This is a genomic window from Actinomadura sp. NPDC000600 (assembly GCF_040492135.1).
In the GTDB taxonomy this organism is placed as follows: Bacteria; Actinomycetota; Actinomycetes; order Streptosporangiales; family Streptosporangiaceae; genus Spirillospora.
Window position 1 is genome coordinate 1 of the sequence record NZ_JBEUPD010000002.1, and the last position, 26,267, is coordinate 26,267.

The following is a 26,267-nucleotide window of genomic DNA, read 5'->3' on the forward strand; positions in this document are numbered from 1 at the left end:
TCGTCCGCCTCGTCGGCGCCGTGCTGATGGAGCAGACCGATGAGTGGACCGAGGCCCGCCGCTACATGGGCCTGGAATTCCTCGCCAAAGCCCGCCTGCGCGTCATCGACGGAACCACACCCGACCCCAAGATCGACAACCAGGAACTCACCGCTTAACCTGCAGAAACAGGATCACGCGGAGGCCAACTCATACACCACTCCGCTGGACGTGACCCTGCGCCACGTAACGTTCATCAGTGAGTCCAGTGTCTTGGCGTTGATGGCACGGGATCCTCGACGGACAGCGGCAACGCTCCGAGCGGCGAGTTGCTTCACTCTGACACGAGCCGCGGGCGCGCGGGTCAGTGCGGCAGTTCGTCTTGTTTGGCGCGGGCGAGGAGGTCGGCGAACGCGTGAGGGGTGAGGGCGAGGTAGCCGCTCTTTGGGGCTTTGCTGTCGCGGATGGCGATCGCGTGGGGGAGCGCGGCGAGTTCTACGCACTGGCCACCGGTCTCATCGCTGTGAGTGGATTTGCGCCATGTGATCACTGAATCAACCCCAACATGTGCTTGATCAGCGTTGCTGACTGATCCTCGGGGAGCGCAAGCGCTCCGATCTTGTCATAGCTTACGCCGAACTCCCTTATTTCCGGCTGGCGATCGACCAGACGTCCCATGCGTCCAGACTCTAAGTACGCGACTTCTGCGTCTCGTGTGGCCATGAGGCTGAGCGAACCGCTCACACCTGGCCATCCTGCTGAGACGGGGAGAACTCGCAGGCTGACGTGGTCGAGTTCCGCCATACGGAGCAGGTGGGCGAGTTGTTCGGCCATCACGTCCGGGCTGCCGACCTGCCACCACAGGACAGGCTGGGCGAGTACCACCCACAGATGAGGCGGGTTCGCCTTGTAAAGGCGTTGTTGTCGCTCCAAGCGATCAGTGACGGCTCTTTCGACGTCCTCCACCACGCCGCCCCTCTGGAACAGTGCGCGAGCATAGCCCTCGCTCTGGAGCAGACCGAATACGACGTCGGACGTGTAGGCCTTGATGGACGTAGCGGCGCGCTCATACTCCAAGAAGGCGCCTACGCGTGGGCGGTCGTGGCCGTCCTTGGCATGTTCGGCGAGGGAGGTGAGGAGGCCTGCCGTGTCCCATGCCTCGTCCAGCGGCGCGAGGTTGGCTTGGTTGGGACGTCTGCGGCCGGCCTCCCAATTTGAAACATGTGACCGGGAGGCGTTCGCCACGTCTCCCACCTGCTGGCATGTCCAGCCGTGGTTCAGGCGAAGAAGTCGCAGCTGAACGGCTACGAGGTCCCAAAGGGACGACCGTGGGTCGAGCGCGTCGTGGCTCTCCATCTCGGGCGCTCCTGAAGATCTTTTGTATTCGGTGTAATTGAAAGTGTGGCCAAAATAACTTGGCGATCGCACCGTTGTCCTCGGAATATCGCGGAAGGAGGGTGGCGGAAATGGCGGTAGAAGCCGTGGATGCGGGCGAGGTGGACATTTCTTGTCTGGCTGATCGGACGGTGCCGGGGATGGTGCGGACGGTGGTCGGGATGCGGCTTGTGGAATGGGGCTTGGAGGGGGTCGCTGACAGCGTTCTGTTGATCGTCGCGGAGCTTGTCACCAACGCCGTGCGGGCTGCGGGGGAGCGGGAGATCCGGGTCAGGTGCGCGCGTGAGGCGGGGGGCGTTCTGGTGGCCGTCTGGGACTCGTCTGCGGAGCGGCCAGTGACGCGGCCGGTGATGGGGCCTGAGGATTTCGGGGCGGACGCTCGGGCGCTGGAGGACGGGTACGACGACGGGACGGGCGGGTGGGGGTTGCCGCTCGTCCAGGCGCTGGCGGCGGCGTGCGGGGTGGCCGAGGGCGAGACCGGCAAGTGGGTGTGGGCGAGGGTCCCGTGCTGAGGCGGTGGCGGGGGCGGCGGAAAGCCGTCCGGTATCTGGATCTGCTTGCGCTCGCGGTCGGGGTGCGGGGGTGGCGGTGCGTGAAGTTGTACGGGCGCGAGTTCCCTACGCCGCTGCTCTGGGTGTACGCCAGTGGGGTCGCCGAAGACGTGGGCGTGGTCGTGCGGGCGCGGGTCGTTGGTGGAACGTGGGTCTACCAGGACGTCCGGCGGGGGCGGGTTCTCTTTCCGTGCGGGGACGCCAAGGCCGCCGGGGAACGGGTCGACTCGGTGCTGAAGGGGCGGTTGTTTCCGGCCACGTGGTGAGGCGGCTACGTGGTGAGGCGGCTACGTGGTGAGGCGGCTACGTGGTGAGGCGGCTACGTGGTGAGGCGGCTACGTGGTGAGGCGGCTACGTGGTGAGGCGGCTACGTGGTGAGGCGGTGGCGTAGGCGGCGGATGTTGCGTTGGACCAGGGTTTCCTGGAGGGCGGCCTCCGCCAGGGCGATCGCTGCTTCCGCGCCGGCCCGGGCGGTTTCCTCTGGGGTCGGCGGGCGTGTTGTTTCCGAGGACGGGTCGTAGCGCAGCTCGTCCAGGGTGCCGTGGCCGCGCTCGCGGGAGTCGACCTGCCGGCCGGCTGAGGTTGCCGCCCTGCTATCCCGGAAGTCCACCGTGCGTTCCTTCGTATCGCTGGGGGCGGAGTGGCCTCGGGATCATCATGGAGGCGCGGTCAGCACCTGTGCCAGGGTGCGGTGCAGCCAGGCGCGGTATTGCTCGTGCGTCCATCCCGTGGTGCGTCGCAGTAGCAGGTAGGTTTCCGCTTGCCCTGCCAAGGCCACCGTCTCTTCCTGCCACGCCGGGTCTGCCGTCTCGGTGAGCAGGCCGTCGGTGCGGGCGCTTCGGACGAACTGGTGCAGCAGCTCGCGGGTGGCGGCGCGGCCGGCCTGGAAGGCTTCCGCCAGTTCGGGCTCCGTGGCCTGAGCCTGCAGCACCGCCTCGAACAGATCAGCCGCGCGTTCCATCAGGGCGGCGGTTCCTTCGACCAGCGCCTCGATCCGGTCTGCGAGAGTCCGGCCAGTGAGGGCCGCCTGGTACCAGTCCCTTTCGGCGACCGCTTGTTCCGCGGTGTCCCCCGCCACGGCCACATCGACGACGTGTCGCAGCAGCGCCGCCTTCGTGCCGAATCGGACGTAGACAGTCCGGTGTCCGACCTTGGCGCGTTCCGCGACCGCGGTCAGGGTCGTCCCGCGGTAGCCGTCGCGGACGAACAGTGCCCGCGCGGCTTGGAGGATGCGCTGTTCGGTCTCGGCCACCCTGGCGGCGCGGAGTCCCTTGACAGGATCATTCATCGGATGCAGTCTAACTGCATTGATGCAGTATCACTGCAATGCCGGGGGAAGATCTCCATGGACACCAACGACGCCCCTGCTCTGGACGGGGTGCACCACGTGAAGCTACCGGTCGGTGACATCGAGCGTTCGCGCTCGTGGTACGCGTCCCGGCTCGGCTACGTGACGTTGATCGAGTTCACCAAGGGCGGCCGGACGACCGGGATCACCATGGCTCACCCGGTCGGCGGGCCGATGTTCGGACTGGTCCTCGATCCTGAGCTCGCCCGGCGGGCGAGCGGCTTCGACTACTTCGCGATCGGGGTGCCGGGCAGGGCCGAGCTCGAGGACCTGGCCGCTCGGCTCGCCGCGCTCGGCGAGAAGCACGCCGGGGTCCACTTCGCCACCATCGGCTGGATCCTGCCCGGCACGCAGGACCCCGACGGGCACGAGGTCCGCTTCTACACCACCGACCACCACACCCAGATTCCCGCCGACGGTACGCCCTTGGTCGTGGACGACCCCGTCGGCACCGAAGCCGAGCGTGAGCAGACCCACCGGGCGCGCAACGCCGGCGATCCCGGCATCCATGGGTCCTGATCAACACGATGACCGGGACGCATGTGGATCGAGAACCGGGCGGTGGCGCTGCCCGTCGGCCGGACGCGCAGGGCTTGCTCCGAAGCGCGAAGTCAGGTGATCGCCCGTAATGTCCCCGCCAGTGCTGGAGAGCCCTGGTGGCCGATCCGCAACAGCGTCCCCGTGCGAGACCCCGGCCGACGGCGTGGCCTGCCCGATCAAGGGCACCGGCTTCAAGCCCGGAACGGAGTAGGGCGGTCGGCGACCACGAACCCACCAGTGGTGTGCCCCTACGGGGAACCGCGCGCCGGCTACGTGGTGAGGCGGTGGCGTAGGCGGCGGATGTTGCGTTGGACCAGGGTTTCCTGGAGGGCGGCCTCCGCCAGGGCGATCGCTGCTTCCGCGCCGGCCCGGGCGGTTTCCTCTGGGGTCGGCGGGCGTGTTGTTTCCGAGGACGGGTCGTAGCGCAGCTCGTCCAGGTCACCGACGATGTGCGCGGGAGAGTCCCGGAGGGCGGCGAGGTCTTCCTCGCTCCACTGCGCGAGGCGGGTCCGCCATTCGGGTGGGGTGACGACCTTGCCGCCGCGTTCGGCGCGGGCCTGGAAGCGGCCGATGATGATCTTCCGAACCCAGTCGGCGTTCTGGCCGCTCCAGGTGGTCTGCCGGATGGCCGCGTTGAGTGCCGAGAGCACCTGCGTCTCCGGTGCGGTCAGGCCGGTGTGGGCCCGCTCGGCGGGCAGGCCGGCGGACTCGGCGAAGGCGGGGAGGCCGATCGCCTCCGCGAAACGCTGCCACAGAAGGCGCGGGGGTGTGCCGGGGGTGGTGACGACGCGGACGCGGGCGGCTCCCGCGTCCGACCAGCGTCGGGCGAGGCCGCCAAGGCCGAACGCCCGCCATAGGTGCGCGGACGGGTCCGTCTCGATTTGGTCCCGGCTCTTCTCACGTTGGGCTGCCAGACCGGCCAGGTAGGTGCCGAAACTCACCGTCCGGCCGTTGCGGATGTGCTGTTGCCAGAGGGAGGGCAGCGACCGGCCCAGGCCTCGGGCCGTGACCACCACCTCGACGTCTTCGACGGCGAGCGCGTCCAAGAGGCGGTGGATCGCGGGCTTGCGGATGACGGAGAGCGCCTCGGCCGACAGCAGCACCGTGCCGGGCGTCGACCGCACGCCGTCCAGCAGGGTCTGCCAGGAGAGGGTCTCCTCGGACGCGCGGTCCCGCGACACCCAGGGGAACTCCGTGCCCAGCAGTCCGTAGCTCGCCCATTCGTGGTTGGCGACCGTCCGCCGCCCCCGGGCCCAGTCAAGGCTGACGGGGTAGCGGACGCCCTCGCTGGCGAGCGCCTCGGCGTTGGCTTGCAGCACATGCTGCAGGAACGTCGTGCCCGACTTCTGCACGCCGATATGAAGGATGATCTTCGCTGCCACCCGGGCACCCCCCCCGCGACCTGTTGGTCACGAAGAGTAGTGGCCGCGGGAGGTGGGGCGTGGGACGTGGTCAGGTTCGGGACGTGGTCAGGCTCGGGACGTGGTCAGGTTCGGGACGTGGTCAGGCTCGGGACGTGCTCAGGCCTGGGTCGTGGTGATGGGCTTGCCGAGGGCGCTGCCGCTGGCCCACTGGGAGAAGGGGAGCTGCCAGTAGCCCCAGCCGTTCGTCCACTGGAGGCTGCGCTTGGTGCCGGTGATGGTGACGAGGTCGCCCCGGTAGGACCAGTGGAAGAACCACTGCGCGTCGTTCGCGGGGGAGCGGACGCAGCCGTGGCTGCAGTTGCGGTTACCGAGGCAGGACGGGTCGTCCATGTTCTGGTGGATGTACTCGCCGCTGTTGGAGATGCGGGTCGCCCACGGAACCTTCTCGTCGTACCAGCCGGGGTCGCCCTTCTTCTTGCCGGGCGGGCGCATGCGCTCCAGGCGGACGTGGTCCATGGTCAGGTGGACGCCGCTGGTGGTGAGCAGGTGGTCGACGCCGTCGCGCTGGACGTCGCCGCCGCTGCCGAGGCTGACGCCCCAGTTGCGGACGACGCGGCCGTTCTTCTTCACGACGAGGCGGTGCGTCTTGGCGTTGATGTTGATGACGTGGGAGTCGCCGACCTTGAAGGTCTGGGTGACGTCGCGGTCGCCGAAGACGTTGGCGCCGATCTTCAGGCCCGCGTAGTGGACCTTGACCGTGACGGTCTGGTGCGGCTTCCACGGGTGCTTCGGGCGGAAGACGACGGAGGGCAGGCCGTTGAAGGACTCGCCCGCGCTCAGCCAGCGCCACGCGCCCTCGGTGGGAGTGGTCGAGGAGATCTCGATGGCGCGCTCGATGGCGGGCTTTGCCTTCTCCGGGACGGCCTTGTTGAACTGGACGAAGACCGGCATCCCGGTGCCGACCGTCTCGTTCTGGCTCGGCACGACGTTGTTGACGCGGGTCAGGGCGGTCGCGCGGGTCGTGCGGAACACGCTCTTCGCGGTGGTGGACTTGCCCTTGTCGGACGTCGCCGTCGCCGAGACCTGGTAGCTGGCGCCCGGCTGCAAGGTCCACGTGGAGCGCCACTTGGTCTTGTCGGCGGAGAGGGCGCCGGGGACGTCGGCCCCCTTCAGCTTCACGGAGACGTCGCCGAGCTTGCCGCCCGCCGCGGTCACCGTCACGCCCTGGTCGGGGCGGGCCTTGCCGCTGCCGTCCGCCGGAGTGATCGTCACCTGGGGCGCGCCGTCGTCGCCCTTCGTGGTCGTTCCGCCGCCGCCCTCGCCGCCACCGCCGCTGCTCCCGCCGCACGCGGTCGCCAGGCCCAGGACGAGCGCCATGACCAACGCCTTACCTCGCACCGTTCTCCCTCAACAGCCCGCCGGATCCCGCGCGATGCGGGACGGCAACAAGATCCCGGAACGGCCGTTTATTCCCGTCCCGCCCCTAGAAGGGCGCGGACGGCCGGTTTCGGCGTCCGACTCACTTGTAGACGTCCATGGTCCCGCGAAGGTTCGCATCCGGTGGCCACTTCGCATGATCTTTCTCGGGCCATCGCCGCCGCGGGGGCCGAGCGGAGGTCGAGTCGATCTTCTCCGTCCAGCCCGTTGATCTTCTCTCCAAGACTGCGGCGGCCCCGGTTAAAAGCGGCGATTTGTGCTCTGACCAGGTGCGATGCTGATCACTGGCCGCCTGCGACGGCCCCGCAAGGTGTCTTGTCCATGAAGGGGACCGCGATGAGAGCCCAGGGGCTGAGTTTCTCCGTCGACTCCGGCGCGGCCCCTCCGGAACCCGTTTCGGCGGGCGCCCGCCCGGTCGCCGCGCGCGGGACGCGGCTGCCGGCCTGGCTGTGCCCGGTGTGCCTCGCCGTGCTGGACGGCTGGACGATGGCCGCCGCCGTGTTCCTCACCGGGGGCGGCCCCCTGCCGGGCCTGGCCGCCGCGGCGGTCGTCGTGCTCAACGGCGCGGGCGGGCTGTACCGGGCGCGCCGCGCGCCGTCCCTGCTCACCGACGCGCCCCCGCTCCTGTTCCGCACGCTGCTCGTCTGCGGGATCGCCGCGCTGCTGCGCTCGGACGGCCCGGCCTGGCTGTGGACGGCGGCCCTGTGCGGAACGGTCCAACTCGGCGCGCGGGGATTCGTCAACTCGGCGGTCCGCGGCTACCGGGGCCGCCGCTCCAGGGCCCGTCCGGCCCTGGTCGTCGGGACGGGCGGAACCGCCGCCCACGTGCTCGACGTCCTGCGCGAACGCGGTGACCTCGGGCTCGCGGTGGCGGGGCAGGTGTCCGCGGGAGAGCCGGACGACACTCCGGGCGACCCCCCGGGCGCGGTGCCCGTCCTCGGGGCGGACACCGACCTCCCGTCGCTCGTCGAGGAGCACGGCGTCGAGACGCTGGTCGTCGTCGCCGAGGACGTGCCGCCCGACCGGCTGGACGCGGTTCTGCGCATGTCGTTCGCCCTGCCGTGCGAGACGCTGCTCGTCCAGCCGCCGTCGGACGTCGTCCCGGTGGTGCCGGCGCGGCGCGAGTACCTCGCCGGGCTGCCGTGCGCGCGGGTCGAGTGGGGCCTGCGCACCCCGTTCGCCCGCTGCGCCAAGCGGATGCTGGACGTCGTCGTGGCGTCCCTCGCCCTGGTGCTCGCGCTGCCGGTGCTCGCGGCGTGCGCGGTCGCCGTCCGGATCGAGGGCGGCCCCGGGGTGCTGTTCCGGCAGCGGCGGATCGGGCTCGGCGGCGAGGAGTTCGTCCTGCTGAAGTTCCGGACGCTGAAGCCCGCGGACGAGAAGGAGGCCGACACCCGCTGGACCGTCAAGGACGACGAGCGGGTGGGACGCGTCGGCCGGTTCCTGCGCGACACGTCGCTGGACGAGCTGCCGCAGCTGTGGAACGTCCTCCGCGGCGAGATGAGCCTCGTGGGGCCGCGCCCGGAGCGGCCGCACTTCGTGGAGCAGTTCTCCCGCACCTGCCCCGGCTATATGCTGCGGCACCGCGTCCCGGCCGGGATGACGGGCTGGGCCCAGATCCACGGGTTCCGGGGCGACACGTCCATCGAGCTGCGGGCGAGGCTCGACAATCACTACATCGACCACTGGTCGTTCACCGGCGATCTGCGGATCCTGTTGCTGACGGCCCGGACGGTCCTCTTCCGGGACCCCGCATGACGGCCCGAACCGAAGGCGCCGCGCAGACCGCAGGTGGCGAGCGGACGGCAGGTGCCGAGCAGGCCGCGGGTGCCGAGCAGGCGGTAGGTGGCGAGCGGACGGCGGGTGTCGAGCAGGCCGCGGGTGCCGAGCAGGGCGCGGATGCCGAGCAGGCTGCGGGTGCCGGCCGGGGCGCGGGTGCCGGACAGGCCGCGGAGGCTGCACAGGGTGCGGTTGGTGCGCAGACGGCAGGCGGTCCGCGAACCGCCGGCGCGGTGTGGACCGCCGGTGCTCCGCCCGCCGCCGCGCTGCTCCTCGCGAGGCGGCTGCCGAGGCGCCCGAGCCTGCTGATCGCGGCGACCGTGGCCTGCGTCGGGATCCCGCCCGGCGCGCAGCCGTTCGGCGCCGGCGCGCAGGTCACGCTCGGGGACGTCGCCGGCGCCGTGCTCGTGCTCGTCGCTGCCGGGATGCTGGCCACGGGCCGGGCGCGCCTGCCCGGCCGGGCGGCGCTGGCGGTCGGGCCGCTGATCGCGGCGCTCGGGATCAGCACCGTGCACTCGGCCGACATCGGCACGAGCCTCGTCGGGTTCGTCCGCGACCTCCAGGTCTTCGTGCTGGTGCCGCTCGCCGTGGTCGTGCTGGTCCGCGACCGGCGCGACCTCGGCGTCGTCTGCTGGTCGGTGCTCGGCCTCGGCCTCGTGGAGGCGGTGTACGGGATCTGGCAGACGCTCACGGGGAACGGCGCGTCGATGGGCGGCCAGAACATCCGCGCGGTCGGCACGTTCGGCGCGCTCGACGTGATGGCCATGTCGATCGTCGTCGGGTTCGCGTTCCTGGTGCTCACCGCGTTCGCGCTGACGGCGCCCCGGCACGGTCCCGCGGCCGTGCCGTCCGCGCTCGCCGGGATCGCGGTGCTGGCCGCCGCGCTGGCGTTCGCGCTCAGCCGCGGGACGTGGATCGCGCTCGGCGCCGCCGCCGTCCTGGTCCTGGTGCTCTTCGACCGGTGGACGGCCGTCAAGGTGCTGACCTGCTGCGGGGCCCTGATGCTCGTCCTGCTCGGGGCGGGGGGCGGCGGTTCGCAGGCCGTCGTCGAGCGCGCCAAGTCGACGGTCGGCTCGGTCAGCGACCCGGACCAGTCCGTGGACGACCGCTACAACCTGTGGGCGGCGGCCGTCCGGATCTGGGAGGACCACCCGGTCACCGGCGTCGGCGTGAAGAACTTCCCGGCCTACCGCGACACCTACGCCACGATCGAGCTGTCGTCCGGCAGCGAGACCGACGACCCCGTCAACGGGTACGTCCGGCAGCCGCTCCTGTCGCCGCACAACGAGTACCTGCTGTTCCTGTCCGAGCAGGGCGTGGTGGGGCTCGCCGGGTTCGCCGTGCTGCTCGCCATGATCGTCGCCGGGCTGTGGACGCGCCGCGACGTCCGCGACCCGTTCTGGCTCGCGAGCGTCGCGCTCATGGCCTTCCTGCTGGTCAACTTCCTCTACGCGGACCTCGGCGGACCGACATGCGCCCTCGTCGGCGTCATCCTCGGCTTCACCGCGGCCTACGCGCTCGGAACGGTCGACCTCTCCGGCGGGAGGCTCCATGACCGGACGCGGTGAGGGCGGCCCTGGATCCGAGCGGCCCGCTGGTGCCGGCGGGCAGTCCGCTGCGGGTTCCGTGGGGCGGGCCGCGGCGGTGTCGGGGGTGCTCATCGCGGCCGGGACGGGCCTCGGGTTCCTGCGCGACCTCGTGATGGCGGATCTGTTCGGCGCCAGCGGCAGCACCGACGCGTTCCTCGTCGCCTGGACGATCCCCGAGACCGTCTCGCCGCTGCTGATCGAGGACGCCATGGCGCTGCTCATGGTCCCGGTCGTCACGCGGCTGCTCGCCCGAGGGGACGGCCTGCGCCCCCTCGTCGGCACGACGCTGCCCCGCATGGTGCTCGGCCTGTCGGTGGTCACCGGCGCGCTCGCCGTCGCGGCGCCCGCCGTGGTGGACGTCCTCGCGCCCGGGCTGGCCGAGCAGGGGCCCGCCGTCCGGTGCGTCCGGCTGACCGCGGTCACCGTCGTGACGTTCGGCCTCGCGGGCTTCATGAGCGCGACGCTGCGCGCCCACCACAGGTTCGGGCCGCCCGCCGCCATCTACCTCGCCTACAACACCGGCATCCTCGCGCTGATCGCGGGCCTGTCCGGCGCCGTCGGCATCACCAGCGCGGCGATCGGCGTCGCCTGCGGCAGCGTCCTGATGGTCGCGGTGCAGGCCCCGGCGTTCGTCCGCTGTTTGCGGGAGGCGCCCGGGGGACAGGCCGCGGTGCCGTCCGGGAGCGTGGACGTGCGGCTCGGACTCGCGGCCATCGCCCCGATCGTCGTCTACACGGTGACGCGGCAGTCGCAGGTGTTCGTGGAGCGCTTCCTCGGGGCCGGGCTCGCCGCCGGGTCGATCTCGCACCTCAACTACGCGCAGAAGGTCGCGCAGGTGCCGATGGTGCTGTCGCTGCTGATCGTGACGGTGACGTTCCCGAGGCTCGCCCGCGCGTCGGCGGACGGGGACACCGCGCAGGTCGCCCGCCGCATCCGCCAGGACCTGGCCGTCGCGAGCGCGATGGTGCTGGCCGCGACCGCGTTCCTCGTGGCGCTCGCGCCGGCCGTCATCCGGGTGCTGTTCGAGCGCGGTGAGTTCACGTCCGCGGACACCGCGAGCACCGCGGCCATCCTGCGCGTGTACGCGCTCGGCCTGTGGGGGCAGACGGCGGTCGGCCTCGCCGCCCGCGCGTTCTTCGCGCGCAGGCGGCCGACCTGGAGCCCGGCGGCCGTGCTCGGCGCGGGGCTGGCCGTCACGGCGGCGATCGGCGCCGCGTTCGCCGCGTCCGCCGGCACCCTCGCGCTGGCCGCCGCGAACGCCACCGGGATCACCCTCGCCGCCGTCCTGCTCCTCGCCGGGCTGCGGCGCGGGGTCGCGCCGATCCCGCTGCGCCGGATCGCCGCCGACGTGGCCGGGCTCGCGCTCGCCGCCGCGGCGGCCTGCGCGGCGGGCCTGCTCGCCGCCGCGACCGTGGACGCGCCGCCGATCGCCGACCTGGCGGCAGGCGGACTCGCGGTGGCCGCCGCCTTCGCCGCCTTCGCCGTCCTGGCGGTCCCCGGCCTCGTCGCCCCATGGATCGCTTCACAGTCGCGGATCGCCTCAAGGGCACGCATCGCCTCAAGGGCACGCATCGGTTGGAGGGCGCGGGCCGGTTCGGGGCTGCGGATCGGTTCACGGGCGCGGATCGCTTCAGGGGCGTGGATCGCTTCAGGGCCGCTTGGTGCGCTTGGTGCGCGCCTTCGGCGCGGTCGCATCGAATCGGGGGAGAGCAGTGAGCAAGCCGACAGAACCGACTTCTCTCACGGGGCCGGGAAGCTTGACGGAGCCGGAGAGCCTGCCGGAAACGGGAAGCCTGACGGAATCGGGGAGCATGCCCGAGCCGGGGGTTCTGCCCGGGCCGGCGAGCCTGACGGAGCCGCCGAGTCCGGCCGGGCCGGGGCGTCCGCCGAGGCCGGCGCGGACGGGACAGACCGTCCGGCACGCTCCGCCGGTGCTGATGTACCACTCGGTCGACCACTTCGATGAGGACCCGCACCTGGTGACGGTGTCGCCGGCGCGGTTCGGGCGGCAGATGGCGTGGCTGCGGGCGCACGGCCTGCGCGGCGTCTCCATGCGCGAGCTGCTGGAGGCGCACGCCGCCGGCCGGTCGCGCGGCCTGGTCGGGCTCACCTTCGACGACGGGTACGCCGACTTCGCGACCCGTGCCGTCCCGGCGCTGGTGCGGTACGGGTTCGGCGCGACGGTGTTCGTCGTGACCGGGCGGATCGGCACCTACAACGCGTGGGACGACGGTCCGCGCAAGCCGCTCATGACGGCCGAGCAGATCCGTGCCGTGGCGGGCGTCGGCATGGAGATCGCCTCGCATGGCCGCCACCACGTCTCGCTTCCCGAAGCGGACGGCACCGAGCTGCGCGAGGAGCTGGAGGAGAGCCGCGCCGTCCTGGAGGACCTCGTCGAGGCCCCGGTCACCGGCTTCGCCTACCCGTACGGGCACGCCACCGCCCGCGAGGTCGAGGCCGTGCGCGCCGCCGGGTACGACTACGCGTGCAACATCCGGCCCGAGGAGCCGGGACGGCATGCGCTGCCGCGCACCTACGTCGGCGACCAGGACGGCCCGCTGCGGCTGCGCGCCAAGCTCGTCCTCCACGAGCTGCGGCGGAGGGGCCGCGTGTGACCCGGGTCCTGCACGTCATCACCGGGCTGGAGTACGGCGGCGCGGAACGCCAGCTCGCGATGCTGCTGCGCCACCTGCCGGTGTCCTGCGAGGTCGCGACCCTCACCCGGGCGGGGGCCGTCGGAGCGGAGATCCGCCGCTCGGGCGTGCCCGTCCACGAGATCGGGATGCGCGGCAACCGGGACCTCGGGGCGCTGCCGCGGCTGGTCCGGCTGATCCGCCGGGGACGGTACGACGTCGTCCACACCCATCTCTACCGGGCGTGCGTCTACGGCAGGATCGCCGCGCGCCTGGCCGGGATGAGCATGGCCGGGACGCCCCGCATCATCGCCACCGAGCACTCGCTCGGCGACGGCCGCATCGAAGGGCGGGCCACCACGCGCGGCGTCCGGGCCCTGTACCGGGCGACCGAGCGGCTGGGCTCCGCGACCGTCGCGGTGTCGCCCGCCGTGGCCGCCCGGCTGTGCGCCTGGGGCGTGCGGCCCGGCCGGATCGTCGTGATCCCGAACGGCGTCGACGCCGCCGCGTTCGCGTTCGACCCCGCCCGGCGCGCCGCGGTGCGCCGCCGCTTCGGGATCGGCCCGGACGAGCCCGTCGTCGGCGGCGTCGGGCGGCTCGTCCCGGGCAAGCGGTTCGACCTGCTGATCGAGGCCGTCGCGAGGTTGAACGGCGCTCGGATGGACGGCGCTCGGATGGACGGCGCGGGATCGGACGGCGTCCGGCTGCTGCTGGTCGGCGCGGGCCCGCTGCGGGAGGAGCTCGCCCGGTCGGCGCGCGACCTCGGCATCGCCGAGCGCGTCGTCTTCGCCGGGGCGACCGCGGACGTCGCGGGCGCCCTCGCCGCCATGGACGTGCTCGCCGCGCCGTCCGTCCAGGAGACGTTCGGGCTCGGCGTCCTGGAGGGGCTGGCCGCCGGGCTGCCCGTCCGCTACACCGCGTGCCCGGCCATCGACGCCCTCCCGCCCGCCGACGCCCCCGACGCCCGCCGCCTCCCCTCCGACCCCGGGATCTGGAGCGCCGAACTCGGGCGCGTCCTGCGCGCACCCCGCGACCGTACGCGGGTGCCGCCGGCCGTCGCCCGCTACGCCATCGCCGAGCAGGCCGCCGAGCTCGCCCGGCTCTACCGCCCCGAGCGGTTGGACCGCGGGGCCGCACCGACACGAGAAAGGGCTCAAGATGCAGCGACGTGACGCCAGGAGGAGGCCGCCGAGGCCGACCAGGCGGGCGGGCCGGTCCACCCCGGCCACGCGGCGGCTGCGCGGGCGGATCGCCGCGGCGGCGCGGCGCTTCGGCCTGCCCGTCGCCTTCGTGCTCGCCGGGTTGCTCGGCGGGCTGGGCTACGCCGTGTTCGCGCCCACGACCTACACCGCGACGGCGTTCGTCATGGTCGTGGACGACGGGGAGGGCCAGTCCGGCCCGGCCGCGGTCAGCTTCGCGCAGGCGTTCGGGCGGCTCGCGCCGCTCCCGGAGACCCTCGCCTACTCCTCGCTCCCGCTGCCGGACGCGGGCGGGTCCACCCGCGCGCACATCCAGGCGTCCACCTCGCCGGACACGCCGCTGATCAAGCTCGCGGGCGTCGGCGGGACGGCCCGCGAGGCCGCCGCGTTCGCCAACGCCGCGGCCGACGCGCTCGTCCGGTACGGGACGTCCCACCGCACCGACACCGGCGTCCGCGTCGCGCTGATGACGCTCGCCGAGCCGCCCGTCGAACCGTCGTCGCCGAACCTGCCGCTCGGCGTCGCCGTCGGCACCGCGTCGGGGGTCCTGCTCGCCGGGCTCACCGCCGCCGTCATGAGCGGGCGGCGCGGACGCCCCGGCCGCAGGGAGAAGGGCCGCGCCACCACCACCGCCGCCCTCCCCGACCCCGTCCCCGCCGGCCGTGTGGAGGTGGGACCGTGACCGTGACCGCACCCTCCCGGCTCGCCGCCTCGTCCTGGAGCGCCTCCACCGAGTGGTCGGCCGAGGTTCACCGCCACGAGCAGGCCCTCGTCGCGCTGGCGGACGACCTGCGCGACCTCTACGACCGGAGCCCGTCCGCGACGCCCTTCCAGACCCACGAGTGGATCAAGGCGTGGTGGGGCTGGTACGGGACGCGCGGGCGGCTCCGCCTCGTCACGGTCCGGCACCGCGGCCGGCTCGTCGCGGCGGCGCCGCTGGCGGCGGATGCCCGGCACGGGTTCCCGGTGCTCGTCCCGATCGCCGCGGACCAGAGCGACTTCACCGACTTCCTCCTCGACCCCGTCCACGCGGACGGCGCCGTCCGGCACCTCGTCCGGGCCCTGCTGGACGAGCGCGGATGGTGCGCGCTCGACCTGCGGGAGGTCCGCCCCGGCTCGGCGGCGCACCTGGTCGCGGCGCAGTGGCCGCGCCGGGCGTGGCGGACGCCGTCCTCGGTCTGCCTCGAACTGTCGACGGCCGGCACCGGCGGGGGCGGCGGCGGGAGCGCCGGCGGGGGCGTCGGCGGCGGCATCGACGCCGTCCTGGACGGGCTCCCGGGCCGCACCGCCGGGAAGATGCGCGCGAAGCTCCGCAAGATCGACGTTCGCGGCATCACGGCCGAGCACGTCCCCGCGGACCAGGTCCCGGACGCCGTCCACGCGCTGCTCGACCTGCACGCCCGGCAGTGGCGGGGCCGCCCGATCAACCCCGAGCACACCCGCGAGCGGTTCCGCCGCCACCTCGCCGAGGCCGCCGCCGGGATGGTCCGCGACGGGCGCGCCGCCGTCGTGCAGTACCGGTGGGACGGCCGGCTGGTCGCCAGCGACCTCGTCCTGATCGGCCATCGCCATGTCGGCGCCTACCTGTACGGGGCGCTCCCGGACCTGCGGTCCTGCGTGGACGTCTCCCTGATGATGCTGCGCGAGAACCTCGCCCTCGCCCGCGACCGGCGGCGGCAGGGCGTCAGCCTCCTGCGCGGGGACGAACCGTACAAGCTGAAATGGCGGCCGACGCCCGTCCGGAACGAGCGGATCATCCTCGGGCGGTCCGCCCCGGCCGCCGCCTACGCCGGCCTCGCCCGGACGCGCGCGCACCTGGCGGAGCGGCGGCGCGGGGGGCTGGGAGCGCGCGGCCTCGCCGGTGCCTCCGGCCGCGCCGGGACCCGCGGCCGGGCCGAGGGCTCGCCCTGGCTCCTCCATGACTGACCCGCGGGACACTGACCCGCGGGACACTGACCCGCGGGACACTGACCCGCGGGACACTGACCCGCGGGACACTGACCCGCGGGACACTGGCCCGCTGCGGATCCTGCACGTCAGCCAGCCGAACGCGGGCGGGGTCGCCGTCTACGTCGGGCAGGCGGCGGGCGACCAGCGCCGGCGTGGCTGGGAGGTAGCGGTCGCCTGCCCGCCGGGCGGCGACCTGCCCGAGCGGTGCATGGCGGCGGGGGTGCCCTGGCTCAGCTGGAACGCCGGGCGCGCCCCGGGACCCCGCACGATCCTGGAGGCGCTCAGCCTGCGCCGCCTGGTGAAGGGCTTCGCGCCGGACGTCGTCCACCTGCACTCCTCGAAGGCGGGCCTCGCCGGCCGGCTGCTGCGGCGCCCCCTCGGCACGCCGACGATCTTCCAGCCGCACGGCTGGTCGTGGCTCGCCGCCACCGGGCGGCAGGACGCACTCAGCCGCCTGTGGGAGCGCCTCGGCGCGCGGTGGAGCGACGCCCTGGTCTGCGTCGGGATCGGCGAGCTGCGCGAGGGGATGCGGGCGGGCGTGCGCGGCCCGTACCGGCTCGTCCGCAACGGCGTCGACCGGCGCCGGTTCAGGCCCGCCGACGGCGCCGCCCGCCTCGCCGCCCGCATCCGGCTCGGCCTGCCGCCCGCCGCGCCGCTCGCGGTCTGCATCGGGCGGCTGACCCGGCAGAAGGGGCAGGACGTCCTGGTCGCGGCGTGGCCCGGCGTCACCGCGCGCTGCCCGGCCGCCCGGCTCGCCATCGTCGGGGACGGCGAGGACCTGGAGCGGCTGCGCCGCGAGCGCGTGGCCGGGGTCCGGTTCGTCCCGGCCGTGGAGGACCCGCGCGACTGGCTCTCGGCGTCCGACCTCGTCGTCCTGCCGTCCCGGTGGGAGGGCCTGCCGCTGACCGCGCTGGAGGCGATCGCCACCGGGCGCCCCCTCGTCGGGTCGGACATCCCGGGCATCACCGAGGTCGTCCGCCCGGGGCTGGGCGCGCTGGTGCCCGCGGACGACCCCGCCGCGCTCGCCGAAGAGATGGCCGGGCGGCTGCTGTCACCCGGGATCGCCGAGCGGGAGGGGCGCGCGGCGGCCGCCGCGTCCGCCGCCTACGACATCGGCCGGACGGTGGCCCTCCTCGCGGCCGTCACCCGCGACGTGGCCGGGCTCGGGGAGACCCCGGCGGAGGCCCTGGTGGACGCGGCCCTGGTGGACGCGCGCGCGGTGGCGGGCGGCCCCTTCCACGGCGGTCTGCGCGGCTTCGCCGGCTTGGCGGACGGCCTGGAGGGCGGCTTGACCGAAGGCTTGGACGGCGGCTTGGCGGACGGCTTGGCCGGCGGTTTGGCGGACGGTTTGGCGGACGGTTTGGCGGAGGGTTCGACGGCCGGCTTGATGGGGGGCGCTTCGGGCGAGGGCACCGGAGGCGCGGACGGTGCCGAACTCGGAGCGGCCGAGGCGGCTGGGGCGGAGGTGGCCGGAGTGGGGGTGAACGGCCCGTTGCCCGAGGGCGGCGGGGCGGTCACGCCGCCGAACAGCTCCCGGTAGGCGGCGGAGGAGCGCGGGTTGCCGCCGCACGACCAGACCCCGTGCGGGCAGTAGTCCGTGATCGTCTGGTAGACGACGTCGTGCGACATGATCCAGTCGTGCATTCCCCGAATGAAGGCGGGGTTGTCAGAATTGCGAAAGAGGCCCCATTCCGGGAATGAGATCCGCTTCCCGTGCGCGGCCGCGAACTCCGCCTGCCGGCGCAGCCCGTACGGCTCGTTCACGTAATCCTGGAACGACTTTCCTTGGGGTTGGTCGTAACTGTCCGATCCGATGATGTCGACGACGTCGTCCCCCGGATAGCAGTCCGTCCACGGGATCGCGTCCCGCCCCCGCGCCGGCGCGAAATCGAAGCGGAAGCGCGCGCCGGGAACCGCGCGCATGGCGCCGACGATCCTCCTCCAGTACTCCTTCCACGCGGACGGATCCGGGGCGCACCGCCCGGAGTACGAATCGCCGTTCATCTCCCAGCCGAGGACGATGACCGAGTCTCCCGCGTGCAGGGAGACGAGCCGCTCGGCGAGCGTCCGGTAGTGGTGGTCGAACGTGCCCGCCGCGCCGCCGCGCAGCAGGCCGGCCAGCGCCTCCGCCGGGAGCCACCCCTCGTTCGGGGCCATCATCGGGACGTTGACGACCAGCATGCGGCGCTGGTCGGCGGCCTTCCAGTGCGCCCACGGCTCCAGGATCCGCTGCGGTCCCTCGATGTCCTCCCACTGGTGGCCCGGCAGGTACGTGCGCCCGACCGTCACGGTCGAGCCGAGCCAGCGCTCGAAGCGGGCAACCCTGTCGACCCCCTCCGGGCCCGAACCGAGAAACGCGCCGAGCGGCACATGGGCCGCCCATCGGTGAACCGCCCGCGGCTGCTGCCATGTCGACAGCGCCGACACCATGAGCGCGAACAAAACCACGGATGCGGCCAGAATAGGAGGGAGTGGACACCAGAACGGCGACCTTTTCCGCCGGGGCTCGAACGGCCGTCCCGCTGAATGGATATCCGCTGCTCGCATGCGTATCGTATTCCCTCGGAAGCCCGCCGCGAAAAAGCCGGTCGGGCGGAACGCGCGAAAATTTACGGAAAGGATGCCGTGCGCTGCGATAAGAGGGAATGGGGCTGAGCTAATGTTCTTCGGCACCGCGCTGCGGACGGCCCGGCCCCGTACCGGCCGCCCCGACACCGCGCGCCTCGCCACCGTGCGCCTCGACCCTGGCCTTCCCGTTCTGCTGCTGCGCACCGACCGCAACCTCTTCCACCACGGGACGCTCGCGGTGATCCGCAGCCTCGGCCGGGGCGGCGTCCCCGTGCACGCCGTCCTGGAGGGGCGCGCCAACCCGTCGTCCCGCTCCCGCTACCTGTTCCGGGGGCACCCCTGGGGGCCGCCCGTCGAGCGGCCGGACGATCTGCTGGCCCACCTGCGGGCCATCGGCGAGCGGATCGGCCGCCCCGCGCTGCTCGTCCCCATGGACGACGCGGGGGCGATCTTCACCGCCGAGCACGCGGACGGGCTGGACGCCCACTTCGTCTTCCCCCGCCAGGATCCCGCCGCGCCCCGCGGCGTCGCCGACAAGGCGCGGCTGCTGGAGGCGTGCCGGCGGCACGGCGTCCCGTGCCCGCCGAGCCTGATGCCGGAGTCGGCCGCCGACGTCGACGAGGCCGCCGCCGCGTTCGGGCTGCCGCTGATCGCCAAGTGGGCGCGCCCGTGGCGGCTGCGCCCCGGCATGCGCAGCACCACGCTGGTGCCCACCCTCGGCGAACTGCACCGCCTTTTCGCCGCCACCCGCGACCGCACCCCGAACAGGTATGCGGACGGCGCCGCGGCCGGGGGCCCGAACGGTGGCGCGAGCGGCGGAGCGGGCCCGCTGATCCTGCAGCGGCGCATCCCGCCCGCCGGCGGAGACTGGTTCTTCCAGGGCTACTTCGACGAGAACGGCGACTGCCTGTTCGGCGGGGCCGGGCGCAAGCACCTCGCACACCCTCCGCAGGCCGGTCACACGGTCGCGGGGGAGTGGGTGGAGAGCCCCGACCTCGAACGCCTCGCGGTCCGGATCGTCCGGCTGCTCGGCTGCCGCGGCCTCGTCGACCTCGACTTCCGGCTCGACGCGCGCACCGGCGAGTACCACCTGCTGGACTTCAACCCCCGGATCGGGGCGCAGTTCCGTCTCTTCACCGACCTGGACGGCCTCGACCTCGCCCGCGCCATGCACCTGCACAAGTCAGGCCGCCCCATCCCGCCTCCGCGCCCCGCCCACGGCCGCAACCTGCTAGTCGAAAACCACTACCTCGCCCACTCGACCCGCCGCCCACGCCCGGAACCCCCGCCGAGCCTTGGGGTGCCGCCGAGCCCTGAAGCGCCAGCGGGCCTTGCAACACCGGCAAGCGCTGCAACACCGGCAAGCCCTGCAACACCGGCGAGCCCTGCAACGCCGGCGAGCCTTGGAACGCCGTCGAGCCCCGGAGTCTCGTCGAGCCCCGGAGGACAGGCGGGGCGTGTATCTCTGGCAAGCCCCGGCACGCCGCCGAGCCCCGGAGAACCAGCGGGTCACGTAACACCGGCGAGCTTTGAAACACCGGCAAGCACAGAGGCGCCAACGAGTCTTCGAATACCACCGAGTCCCGGAGCGTCGGAGAGTCCTGGAGCTGCGGCGAATTCTGGGACAGCGGTGAGCTTTGAAGCGCCGCCTGGTTTTGGAGCGCAGTCGCATGCCGGGGCGGAGGCGTCTTTCGGGAGCAGGGCGCGGGGGCGGCTCTGGTCGTTGCGGGAGGCCCTCCGGCCGCTGCGGGAGGCCGACGAGTTCGCCTGGTTCGCCGGTGACGACCTGCCGCCCTTCCTCGCCATGGGACGGCGCAGCGCGCTCCGCGCGGTCGAGCGGCTCCGCACCAGGTAACACACGAACACACGGGGGGAATGGAACATGAGCGACTCGGCCAGCGACGTCGTCATCGCGGGCGCCGGGCCCTACGGCCTGTCGACCGCCGCCTACCTGCAGAACATCGGGCTGGACGTCCGGGTCATCGGTGAGCCGATGCGGTTCTGGGACGAGAACATGCCGCTCGGCATGTACCTCAAGTCCGAGCCGGCCGCATCCAGCCTCGGGGCGCCGCAGGCGGGCATGCGGTTCACCGACCGCCATCCGGGCTGGCGGGTCGGGCACCCGATCCCGCTGGAGACGTTCGTGGAGTACGGGCGCTGGTTCGCCGCCGAGGCCGTCTCGGGCACCGAGGACGCGCAGGTCGTGAACGTCGAGCAGCGGGGGGCGGGCGGCTACCGCGTCACGCTCTCGTCGGGCGAGACGATCGCGGCGCGCGCGGTGGTCGTGGCCGTCGGCGTCGGGCCGTTCGCGCACCTCCCCGACCAGCTGGCGGGGATGCCGTCCTGGCTCGTCTCGCACAGCAGCGCCCACAGCGACCTCGGCCTGTTCGCGGGCAAGGAGGTCGCGGTCGTCGGCGCCGGTCAGTCCGCGCTGGAGACGGCGGTGCTGCTGGCCGACGCGGGAGCGCGGCCGCACCTGATCGCCCGGCGGCGCGTCCTGGACTGGAACACCGTCCCCGAGGAGAACCGGCCGCTGCGCTCCAGGCTGCTGGAGGGCCCGAGGTCCGGGCTCGGCACCGGCTACCGGACGTGGGTGTGGGCCGAGCGGCCGGGGCTCGTCCGGTACCTGCCGGAGCGGACCCGGCAGCGGATCGTCCGCGAGACGCTCCCGCCGGCGGGCGCCTGGTGGCTGCGCGACCGGCTGGACGAGCGGATCCGCGTCTCGACCGGCCGCCGCCTCGCCAAGGCCGTGGAGCAGGACGACGGCATCGCCCTCACCACGACCGACCACGACGGGCGCCGCCTCGTCACGGAGGTGGAGCACGTCATCGCCGCCACCGGGTTCGTCCCCGACCTGGAGCGGCTCGCCCTGCTCTCGCCGGAGCTGCGCGGCCGCATCGCGACCCGGCTCGGCGCGCCGGTGCTCAGCCGCGACTTCGAGGCCTCGACGCCCGGGCTCTTCTTCGCCGGCCTCGCCGCCGCGTACACCTTCGGGCCGGTCATGCGGTTCGTGCACGGCGCCGACTTCGCCGCGCGGCGGATCGCGCACCACATCGTCCGGCGGACGCCGCGCGTGCGCGTCCCGGTGGGCCGGCCGACCGGGCTGCTGGAGCCGGGCGCCTCCCAGCGGTAGAAGAATCCTCCTCCGGCCGGCGGGCGCGCCCAGGGCGCCCGCCGGCTTTCGGTCTTCCGGAAACGGCCGGGCGCCCTACGTCCACGGCGGGCGCGCCCGGCGGCGGGCGCGCTCGGCCTTGGCGACGGCCACGGACCACTCCAGGCGCGAGTACAGCGTCCACGCGCCCGACCGGCCGCGCCTCGGCGGCGCGCTCTGACCGGTGGAAACGCCGGAGAGCAGGATGAGGTCGGCGTCGGCGCGGGTGACGAACCGGCGGGTCTCGCGGCGGGGGCGGTGGGACCGCGCGGGCAGCAGGCGCGCCATCGCGGACGAGGGATCGATCATCGCAGGCTCCTCGGTGGGGATGGTGCGGGAGTGACCGTCCGTTCACTGAATGTAGCGCACGGATACCGTCCACCATGCTTCTCCCGGACGTCCGGCGAGCGGGCGGGGCCTGGCGGTGCCGCCAGGGCACCGGATCCCCGAGGTGAGCGCCTGCGTCCCCACAAAAAGAAAGAGCCTGGCAAAACGAACGACAGGGCCCCGGAAACCGGCCGCGACAAAAGGCGGATCAATGTCAGGGTAAATGATGGGGAGACACGGCGGAAGCCGAAGCAATGGCTCCTTGATCGCCTCCATCGCGGTGCTACGTTCATGCCGTCCGGGACGACCGGGCCCAGAAAACAGGCCTTAACAGGTCGCGGCGACGAGGGGAAACGGCTGTGCATTCAGTGCCGATCCACCGCGGGGTCAATCGCCCGCAGGGTCGGCCGCGGCACGCCCTCCTTCCCTTTCTGGCGCGGCTGGCGGCCATCGCGGGCTTCGCGTTCGCCGGCTGGCTCGTGCTCTCCGCGCTGACCCATTCCGCGTTCGCCGCCGAGCGTGCCGAGCAGACCGATCGACCCGCCGCCGGCCCCGACGCTCCGGGTCATGGCGCCACGGGTCATAGCACCCCGGGCGTCACTCCCGGGCGGGTCCGGAAGGTCGAGAGTCCGATCGGTGCCGTCTCCGGCGCCGTCCGTGGTGCCGTTCCCGGCGCCGTCTCCGGCGGTGTGGGGGAGATCGGCGGCCACCCCGTCCGGTACCTCCGGGCGCGGCAGCAGGACGTGCTCGACGGTAAGGACCGGGCCGTACGCCATGTGGTGAACGTGGTCGACGAGGCGGGTGCACCGCAGGTGGGCGGTCTTCTTCAGGGCCATCCCGTCCTCGCGGGCATCGTCCACCCGGCGACGGAGCGGCAGCCCCTTCTGCACGGCGGTCTCCCGTCCGACGCCCAGCAGGCGCCCGAAGCGCAGCCGGGGCCCGAGGCTGCCCAGCCCGATGCCGAGCAGGCGCGGGACAAGGCGGCGCACGCCGCGAAGGCGCACGCCCGGTACGCCCGCGTCCCGCTCACGGAGACCGCGGGCGTGCCGGCGCAAGAGCGCGCCGACCTCTGCCCCGACTGCGGGGGCGATCACCGCTCCCCGTCGCCCGACCCGGCGCTGCCGTCCGGTCCGGACGGTTCACGCGGCGGCGGCTCGCCGGGCGGGCACCAGTTCGCCCCGGTCGCCGACCTGCTGAACAACCGGTACCCGGCGGCGCCGTCCGCCGCGGACACGGGGACCTTCCGCCGCACGGCGCTGAGCGACGTGGCCGCGCCCGGCGGCCCGTCCATCGTCCCCGACTAGGGACCCCGCCCGGCCGTGAACGGCCGGCTCCCGGCGGCCGCGTGCGCGACGCACGCCGCCCGCCCTCACCTGGATCTTTCCAGAACGCAGATCTCTCCCGGAACGGGATCTTTCCCGGAACGCAGATCTTTCCCGCAACGCAGATCTTTCCCGGACGGCACGGCCGCGCATGGCCGCTGCCAGGGCTGCGCCCACCCGCACGGTGCCGCGCAGCGATCACCACCGATCAACGATTCGCAACGAACCGACAGGAGCAATACATCATGCGCATCTGGTCCAGGAACACCGGCCGCGCCGCCCTGGTGGCCGCGAGCGCCCTCGCCGTCGGAGCCGCCTTCACCACCTCGGTCCCGGCCATCGCCGTCGAGGGCGCGTACGGCGGCGCACACGGCGGCTCGCACGACGTCCGCAGCGTCAACATGACGAGCACCGGCAATTTCGGGCTGCTGAACGGCAACCAGGTGTTCGCGCCGATCAGCATGCCGATCAACGTGTGCGGCAACGCCCTCGCGATCGGCGGGATCGCCCGCGCCAAGTGCAAGGGCGGCGCGTTCATCAAGGAGGGCGACCACAAGCACGGCCACAAGCACGGGCACGAGCACGGGTACAAGCACTGCCACGAGCACAAGCACTGCCACGAGCACGGGCACAAGCACTGCGACAAGCACGGTCACGAGCACGGCCATGGGCACGGCGACGTCCGCAGCGTGAACATGACCACCGCCGGCAACTTCGGGCTGCTGAACGGCAACCAGGTGTTCGCGCCGATCAGCATGCCGATCAACGCGTGCGGCAACGCCCTCTCCCTGTTCGGCTTCGCGGAGGCGGAGTGCAAGGGCGGGGCGGGCATCGTGAGGGAGCACGGACACGAGGAGCACGGGCACAAGGGGCACCCGCACTGCTGCCACGCTCCGAAGAAGAAGCCGTGCAAGCACAAGCACCGTCCGGCGGGCAAGCACAAGAAGCTGCCCTCGACACTGCGCGCGGATGGCTCCCGCACGGCGAACGCCGCCCCGAACCAGCGCATCGCCGACGCCGCTCCGAACCACCGCGGTGCCGGCACTGCGCCGAACCAGCGCAGCGCGGCCCCTCTGCCCGCACTGAAGAGGCTCCTGAACAAGATCACGGGTGCCGTGAAGCTGCCCGGCGGGGAGGCGCAGCCCGGCCAGACCGGATCGACGGCGCCCGTGGGCCAGGACGCGCCCGCCGCCCTCGGCTCTCAACTCACGCACTGAGCACGCGTCGGCCTGGGTGACGACCCGCGGCCGATGAACGGCGGAGAAGGGGCGGCAGACGTGTCGCCCCTTCCCACGCCGACACGACCCGGCAGCCGACACGACCCCGGCAGCCGACATGCCCCGGCAGCCGACATGCCCCGGTGCGACCCGACGCGGTGCCGGCGTGACCGCGATGGCGGCGCGGCCCTGCTGGCGGGACAGGCCTGATGCCGGGGGCGGTCTCGATTGATGGAGAGGGAATCATGCTCGACCGAAGGGCCTTGTGCGCGGCGGCTCTCGTCGCGGGCTGCGCTGTGCCCGTCCTCGGCGTCCCCGGGGCGCATGCCGCTCCGGTGGCGGGCTCCGGCCGTGCGGCGGTCGCCGGTTCGGCGGTGGTCGCCGCGGCGCGGCCGCGGGCCGGGGCGGTGATCGCGCAGATCCGGATCAGGCGGATGCGGCTGAAGACGAGCGTCAGGCAGGGCGTCGGCGCGGCGGTGCTGCGGCGCGGCGTCGGCCACTATCCGGGGACGGCGCTGCCCGGGAAGGAGGGCAACACCGTCCTGCTCGGCCACCGCACGACCTGGCTGCACCCGTTCAACCGGCTCGACAGGATGCGGCGCGGTGACCGGATCGTCCTGCGCGTGGGCCGCGCGTCCTACGTGTACAGGGTGCGGGCCAAGCGCGTCATCGACCCGAGGGACCGGCGGGCCCTGGAAGCGGTGCCGTTCAAGCGGGCCAGCGAGCCCCACGGCAAGTACGTCACGCTCATCACCTGCACGCCGAAGGGCTCCGACCGGCACCGCCTCGTCGTCGTCGGCAAGATCGACTCCGGGCGCTGACCTCCGCGGCGCGCTCGTCCGCGGCCGGAGGCCGGGCCGGCGCGCCGCCGCTCGGCTCAGCGCCTGCCGTAGAGCGCGATCAGCCCCTCGTAGTCGCCTTTGCCGAGGGTGGTGGGCCCGTCGTCGCAGGACCTGAGGAACGGCGTCATCGCGAGCCCGGCGTGCTCGGTGCCCTCGACGTGGGCGAGGCCGAAGACGTGGCCCGCCTCATGGGTCGCGACCCCCTCGGCGGAGTAGTTCCCCGCCGGGCAGCTCCCGCTCGTCCACCACCGCTTGCCCTGCGCCTGGACCGCCATGTCCGTCTCGACCGTCGTCGGGCCGTTGAACCACGCGCAGGTCGCCGCGAGGACGGGGGTGTCCGCGTTCGGCATGGCCAGCCAGCCGAACGTGTTGACCCCGTCCCGGGTCCCGCAGGTGGCGCCGCCCGTCACGTTCGGCCGGCGGGTGGTCTCCCCCGCGTAACGCTCGGTCACGGCGGGCGGCGGCGTGAAGCGGCCCGCGCCCGTGCAGTCGGTGCGGGCGCCGGCCATGTTGGCGACGCCGTCGGCGATGGGCTTCCTCGGCAGCCTGGCCGCGCCCGCGTAGTAGTTCCACCGGACGGCGGTGCCCTTCGGCCACTTGCTGGGTTCGGGACGGTACGCGTCGTCCTTGCATCCGTCCGACGGCGCCCGGAACCGGCGGGGCCTGCCCGCCGGCTCCCGCCCGGCGTGCGTGCCGATGCTGATCTCACCCGCCCGGTCGTCCACCTCGATGCGCAGCTCGGCGCCGCCGTCGGTGCGCAGCGTGTGCGCCACCAGGGACGTCCCGTCGGACGGGACGACCGCCGCGAGCCCGTTCGCGCCGCGCACCGTCCGGCCGCGCAGGTCGCAGTCGGCGATCTTGATCTTCTGCGGCATCGTGCGGGCCGTGAGCATCCCGCCGGGCCTGCACCAGGTGGGCGGGCGCCGGACCGGCGCGGCCCCGGCCTCCGTGAACGACGTGCACGCCAGGACGGCGGACGCCGCGGCCGCAACCGCGACGGGCCCCGTCCATGGCCGCCGCACCGCTCGTGAAATGTCGCGCATATCGGTTCTCCGAATGTGTGGAAGCGTTGCTCGGAG

At 73.3% G+C, this 26,267-nt stretch carries 25 protein-coding genes and 2 pseudogenes; 18 read left to right on the top strand and 9 right to left on the bottom strand.

Annotated features, from left to right (window positions below; translation table 11 throughout):
• Positions 1–158, top strand: a pseudogene (locus ABWI07_RS02795) (IS256 family transposase); the annotation flags it as partial.
• Between the two features lie 185 nt (positions 159–343).
• On the opposite strand, the gene ABWI07_RS02800 reads toward ABWI07_RS02795, so the two are convergent.
• Both ABWI07_RS02800 and ABWI07_RS02805 read right to left on the bottom strand, forming a co-directional pair.
• The gene (locus ABWI07_RS02800) at positions 344–529 is read right to left on the bottom strand and encodes a DUF397 domain-containing protein (protein WP_149260261.1); all 186 of its coding nucleotides are present in this window, start codon (positions 527–529) and stop codon (positions 344–346) included.
• Positions 526–1,335: a helix-turn-helix domain-containing protein gene (locus ABWI07_RS02805; RefSeq protein ID WP_149260260.1), complete on the bottom strand. Its 810-nt coding sequence runs from the start codon at positions 1,333–1,335 to the stop codon at positions 526–528. Before ABWI07_RS02805 ends, ABWI07_RS02800 begins: the two co-directional genes overlap by 4 nt.
• A gap of 110 nt (positions 1,336–1,445) precedes the next feature.
• Here ABWI07_RS02805 and ABWI07_RS02810 point away from each other — a divergent pair, with 110 nt between their 5' ends.
• Together ABWI07_RS02810 and ABWI07_RS02815 are read left to right on the top strand one after the other, a co-directional pair.
• Entirely contained in the window at positions 1,446–1,886 is a 441-nt protein-coding gene (locus tag ABWI07_RS02810; protein ID WP_353817509.1) for an ATP-binding protein, read from the top strand.
• A gap of 80 nt (positions 1,887–1,966) precedes the next feature.
• Positions 1,967–2,191: a hypothetical protein gene (locus ABWI07_RS02815; protein WP_149260258.1), complete on the top strand. Its 225-nt coding sequence runs from the start codon at positions 1,967–1,969 to the stop codon at positions 2,189–2,191.
• A gap of 101 nt (positions 2,192–2,292) precedes the next feature.
• On the opposite strand, the gene ABWI07_RS02820 is transcribed toward ABWI07_RS02815, so the two are convergent.
• Together ABWI07_RS02820 and ABWI07_RS02825 are read right to left on the bottom strand one after the other, a co-directional pair.
• Entirely contained in the window at positions 2,293–2,535 is a 243-nt protein-coding gene (locus ABWI07_RS02820) for a hypothetical protein (protein WP_353817510.1), read from the bottom strand.
• A 45-nt stretch (positions 2,536–2,580) separates the two neighbouring features.
• Entirely contained in the window at positions 2,581–3,213 is a 633-nt protein-coding gene (locus ABWI07_RS02825; RefSeq protein WP_353817511.1) for a TetR/AcrR family transcriptional regulator, read from the bottom strand.
• Between the two features lie 57 nt (positions 3,214–3,270).
• Between ABWI07_RS02825 and ABWI07_RS02830 the strand changes: the two genes are divergently transcribed.
• Positions 3,271–3,792 carry a VOC family protein gene (locus tag ABWI07_RS02830; RefSeq protein ID WP_353817512.1) on the top strand — a complete coding sequence of 174 codons (522 nt, stop codon included), beginning with the start codon at positions 3,271–3,273 and terminating at the stop codon, positions 3,790–3,792.
• Between the two features lie 290 nt (positions 3,793–4,082).
• On the opposite strand, the gene ABWI07_RS02835 is transcribed toward ABWI07_RS02830, so the two are convergent.
• Positions 4,083–5,195 (bottom strand): hypothetical protein, encoded by a 1,113-nt coding sequence (locus ABWI07_RS02835; RefSeq protein WP_353817513.1) that lies wholly within the window; start codon positions 5,193–5,195, stop codon positions 4,083–4,085.
• 138 nt (positions 5,196–5,333) lie between these two features.
• Positions 5,334–6,554: a L,D-transpeptidase gene (locus ABWI07_RS02840; protein WP_353817514.1), complete on the bottom strand. Its 1,221-nt coding sequence runs from the start codon at positions 6,552–6,554 to the stop codon at positions 5,334–5,336.
• A 396-nt stretch (positions 6,555–6,950) separates the two neighbouring features.
• Between ABWI07_RS02840 and ABWI07_RS02845 the strand changes: the two genes are divergently transcribed.
• The 8 genes from ABWI07_RS02845 to ABWI07_RS02880 are packed head-to-tail and all read left to right on the top strand — an operon-like array spanning position 6,951 to position 17,301.
• Entirely contained in the window at positions 6,951–8,369 is a 1,419-nt protein-coding gene (locus ABWI07_RS02845; protein ID WP_353817515.1) for a sugar transferase, read from the top strand.
• Positions 8,366–9,958, top strand: coding sequence for an O-antigen ligase family protein (locus tag ABWI07_RS02850; RefSeq protein WP_353817516.1), 1,593 nt, complete (start codon positions 8,366–8,368; stop codon positions 9,956–9,958). Before ABWI07_RS02845 ends, ABWI07_RS02850 begins: the two co-directional genes overlap by 4 nt.
• On the top strand, positions 9,942–11,945 hold the full coding sequence (locus tag ABWI07_RS02855) for a lipid II flippase MurJ (protein ID WP_353817517.1): 2,004 nt from the start codon (positions 9,942–9,944) through the stop codon (positions 11,943–11,945). The genes ABWI07_RS02850 and ABWI07_RS02855 overlap by 17 nt, the downstream gene beginning before the upstream one ends.
• Complete coding sequence (locus ABWI07_RS02860; RefSeq protein WP_353817766.1) at positions 11,917–12,594, top strand: polysaccharide deacetylase family protein; 678 nt, start codon at positions 11,917–11,919, stop codon at positions 12,592–12,594. The genes ABWI07_RS02855 and ABWI07_RS02860 overlap by 29 nt, the downstream gene beginning before the upstream one ends.
• Positions 12,591–13,784: a glycosyltransferase gene (locus ABWI07_RS02865; RefSeq protein ID WP_353817518.1), complete on the top strand. Its 1,194-nt coding sequence runs from the start codon at positions 12,591–12,593 to the stop codon at positions 13,782–13,784. Before ABWI07_RS02860 ends, ABWI07_RS02865 begins: the two co-directional genes overlap by 4 nt.
• Positions 13,771–14,493, top strand: a complete 723-nt coding sequence (locus ABWI07_RS02870) for a hypothetical protein (protein ID WP_149260253.1) — start codon at positions 13,771–13,773, stop codon at positions 14,491–14,493. The genes ABWI07_RS02865 and ABWI07_RS02870 overlap by 14 nt, the downstream gene beginning before the upstream one ends.
• A complete protein-coding gene (locus tag ABWI07_RS02875; RefSeq protein WP_353817519.1) occupies positions 14,490–15,737 on the top strand; it encodes a GNAT family N-acetyltransferase in 1,248 nt (415 codons plus the stop codon). The genes ABWI07_RS02870 and ABWI07_RS02875 overlap by 4 nt, the downstream gene beginning before the upstream one ends.
• Positions 15,730–17,301 carry a glycosyltransferase gene (locus ABWI07_RS02880; RefSeq protein ID WP_353817520.1) on the top strand — a complete coding sequence of 524 codons (1,572 nt, stop codon included), beginning with the start codon at positions 15,730–15,732 and terminating at the stop codon, positions 17,299–17,301. The genes ABWI07_RS02875 and ABWI07_RS02880 overlap by 8 nt, the downstream gene beginning before the upstream one ends.
• Positions 17,302–17,585: 284 nt before the next feature.
• On the opposite strand, the pseudogene ABWI07_RS02885 reads toward ABWI07_RS02880, so the two are convergent.
• Positions 17,586–17,684: pseudogene (locus ABWI07_RS02885) on the bottom strand (hypothetical protein); the annotation flags it as partial.
• Between ABWI07_RS02885 and ABWI07_RS02890 the strand changes: the two are divergent.
• The 3 genes from ABWI07_RS02890 (at position 17,683) to ABWI07_RS02900 (ending at position 21,462) form a co-directional block, all read left to right on the top strand.
• Positions 17,683–17,835 carry a hypothetical protein gene (locus tag ABWI07_RS02890; RefSeq protein ID WP_200842022.1) on the top strand — a complete coding sequence of 51 codons (153 nt, stop codon included), beginning with the start codon at positions 17,683–17,685 and terminating at the stop codon, positions 17,833–17,835. The pseudogene ABWI07_RS02885 and the gene ABWI07_RS02890 overlap by 2 nt on opposite strands.
• A 585-nt stretch (positions 17,836–18,420) precedes the next feature.
• On the top strand, positions 18,421–20,184 hold the full coding sequence (locus ABWI07_RS02895) for a hypothetical protein (protein ID WP_353817521.1): 1,764 nt from the start codon (positions 18,421–18,423) through the stop codon (positions 20,182–20,184).
• Positions 20,185–20,211: 27 nt separating this feature from the next.
• A complete protein-coding gene (locus ABWI07_RS02900) occupies positions 20,212–21,462 on the top strand; it encodes an NAD(P)-binding domain-containing protein (RefSeq protein ID WP_353817522.1) in 1,251 nt (416 codons plus the stop codon).
• A gap of 75 nt (positions 21,463–21,537) precedes the next feature.
• Here ABWI07_RS02900 and ABWI07_RS02905 read toward each other — a convergent pair whose 3' ends face one another.
• A complete protein-coding gene (locus tag ABWI07_RS02905; protein ID WP_149260249.1) occupies positions 21,538–21,789 on the bottom strand; it encodes a hypothetical protein in 252 nt (83 codons plus the stop codon).
• 377 nt (positions 21,790–22,166) lie between these two features.
• On the opposite strand from ABWI07_RS02905, the gene ABWI07_RS02910 reads away from it, so the two are divergent.
• From ABWI07_RS02910 to ABWI07_RS02920, 3 genes are all read left to right on the top strand, one after another.
• Entirely contained in the window at positions 22,167–23,111 is a 945-nt protein-coding gene (locus tag ABWI07_RS02910) for a hypothetical protein (RefSeq protein ID WP_353817523.1), read from the top strand.
• Between the two features lie 263 nt (positions 23,112–23,374).
• A complete protein-coding gene (locus ABWI07_RS02915) occupies positions 23,375–24,346 on the top strand; it encodes a chaplin family protein (RefSeq protein WP_353817524.1) in 972 nt (323 codons plus the stop codon).
• Between the two features lie 245 nt (positions 24,347–24,591).
• A complete protein-coding gene (locus tag ABWI07_RS02920; protein ID WP_149260247.1) occupies positions 24,592–25,167 on the top strand; it encodes a class E sortase in 576 nt (191 codons plus the stop codon).
• A 56-nt stretch (positions 25,168–25,223) separates the two neighbouring features.
• Here ABWI07_RS02920 and ABWI07_RS02925 read toward each other — a convergent pair whose 3' ends face one another.
• Positions 25,224–26,231, bottom strand: a complete 1,008-nt coding sequence (locus ABWI07_RS02925; protein WP_353817525.1) for a matrixin family metalloprotease — start codon at positions 26,229–26,231, stop codon at positions 25,224–25,226.
• Positions 26,232–26,267 lie beyond the last annotated feature (36 nt).

What these genes read in the sequence shown, in the direction of transcription:
- ABWI07_RS02905 (WP_149260249.1), bottom strand. Translation starts at nt 21,789, where the DNA reads ATGATCGATCCCTCGTCCGCGATGGCGCGCCTGCTGCCCGCGCGGTCC.
- ABWI07_RS02810 (WP_353817509.1), top strand. Translation starts at nt 1,446, where the DNA reads ATGGCGGTAGAAGCCGTGGATGCGGGCGAGGTGGACATTTCTTGTCTG.
- ABWI07_RS02850 (WP_353817516.1), top strand. Translation starts at nt 8,366, where the DNA reads ATGACGGCCCGAACCGAAGGCGCCGCGCAGACCGCAGGTGGCGAGCGG.
- ABWI07_RS02895 (WP_353817521.1), top strand. Translation starts at nt 18,421, where the DNA reads ATGTTCTTCGGCACCGCGCTGCGGACGGCCCGGCCCCGTACCGGCCGC.
- ABWI07_RS02925 (WP_353817525.1), bottom strand. Translation starts at nt 26,231, where the DNA reads ATGCGCGACATTTCACGAGCGGTGCGGCGGCCATGGACGGGGCCCGTC.
- ABWI07_RS02855 (WP_353817517.1), top strand. Translation starts at nt 9,942, where the DNA reads ATGACCGGACGCGGTGAGGGCGGCCCTGGATCCGAGCGGCCCGCTGGT.
- ABWI07_RS02870 (WP_149260253.1), top strand. Translation starts at nt 13,771, where the DNA reads ATGCAGCGACGTGACGCCAGGAGGAGGCCGCCGAGGCCGACCAGGCGG.
- ABWI07_RS02920 (WP_149260247.1), top strand. Translation starts at nt 24,592, where the DNA reads ATGCTCGACCGAAGGGCCTTGTGCGCGGCGGCTCTCGTCGCGGGCTGC.
- ABWI07_RS02890 (WP_200842022.1), top strand. Translation starts at nt 17,683, where the DNA reads ATGGCGCCGACGATCCTCCTCCAGTACTCCTTCCACGCGGACGGATCC.
- ABWI07_RS02845 (WP_353817515.1), top strand. Translation starts at nt 6,951, where the DNA reads ATGAGAGCCCAGGGGCTGAGTTTCTCCGTCGACTCCGGCGCGGCCCCT.
- ABWI07_RS02915 (WP_353817524.1), top strand. Translation starts at nt 23,375, where the DNA reads ATGCGCATCTGGTCCAGGAACACCGGCCGCGCCGCCCTGGTGGCCGCG.
- ABWI07_RS02900 (WP_353817522.1), top strand. Translation starts at nt 20,212, where the DNA reads ATGAGCGACTCGGCCAGCGACGTCGTCATCGCGGGCGCCGGGCCCTAC.
- ABWI07_RS02830 (WP_353817512.1), top strand. Translation starts at nt 3,271, where the DNA reads ATGGACACCAACGACGCCCCTGCTCTGGACGGGGTGCACCACGTGAAG.
- ABWI07_RS02825 (WP_353817511.1), bottom strand. Translation starts at nt 3,213, where the DNA reads ATGAATGATCCTGTCAAGGGACTCCGCGCCGCCAGGGTGGCCGAGACC.
- ABWI07_RS02860 (WP_353817766.1), top strand. Translation starts at nt 11,917, where the DNA reads ATGTACCACTCGGTCGACCACTTCGATGAGGACCCGCACCTGGTGACG.
- ABWI07_RS02880 (WP_353817520.1), top strand. Translation starts at nt 15,730, where the DNA reads ATGACTGACCCGCGGGACACTGACCCGCGGGACACTGACCCGCGGGAC.
- ABWI07_RS02805 (WP_149260260.1), bottom strand. Translation starts at nt 1,335, where the DNA reads ATGGAGAGCCACGACGCGCTCGACCCACGGTCGTCCCTTTGGGACCTC.
- ABWI07_RS02840 (WP_353817514.1), bottom strand. Translation starts at nt 6,554, where the DNA reads ATGGCGCTCGTCCTGGGCCTGGCGACCGCGTGCGGCGGGAGCAGCGGC.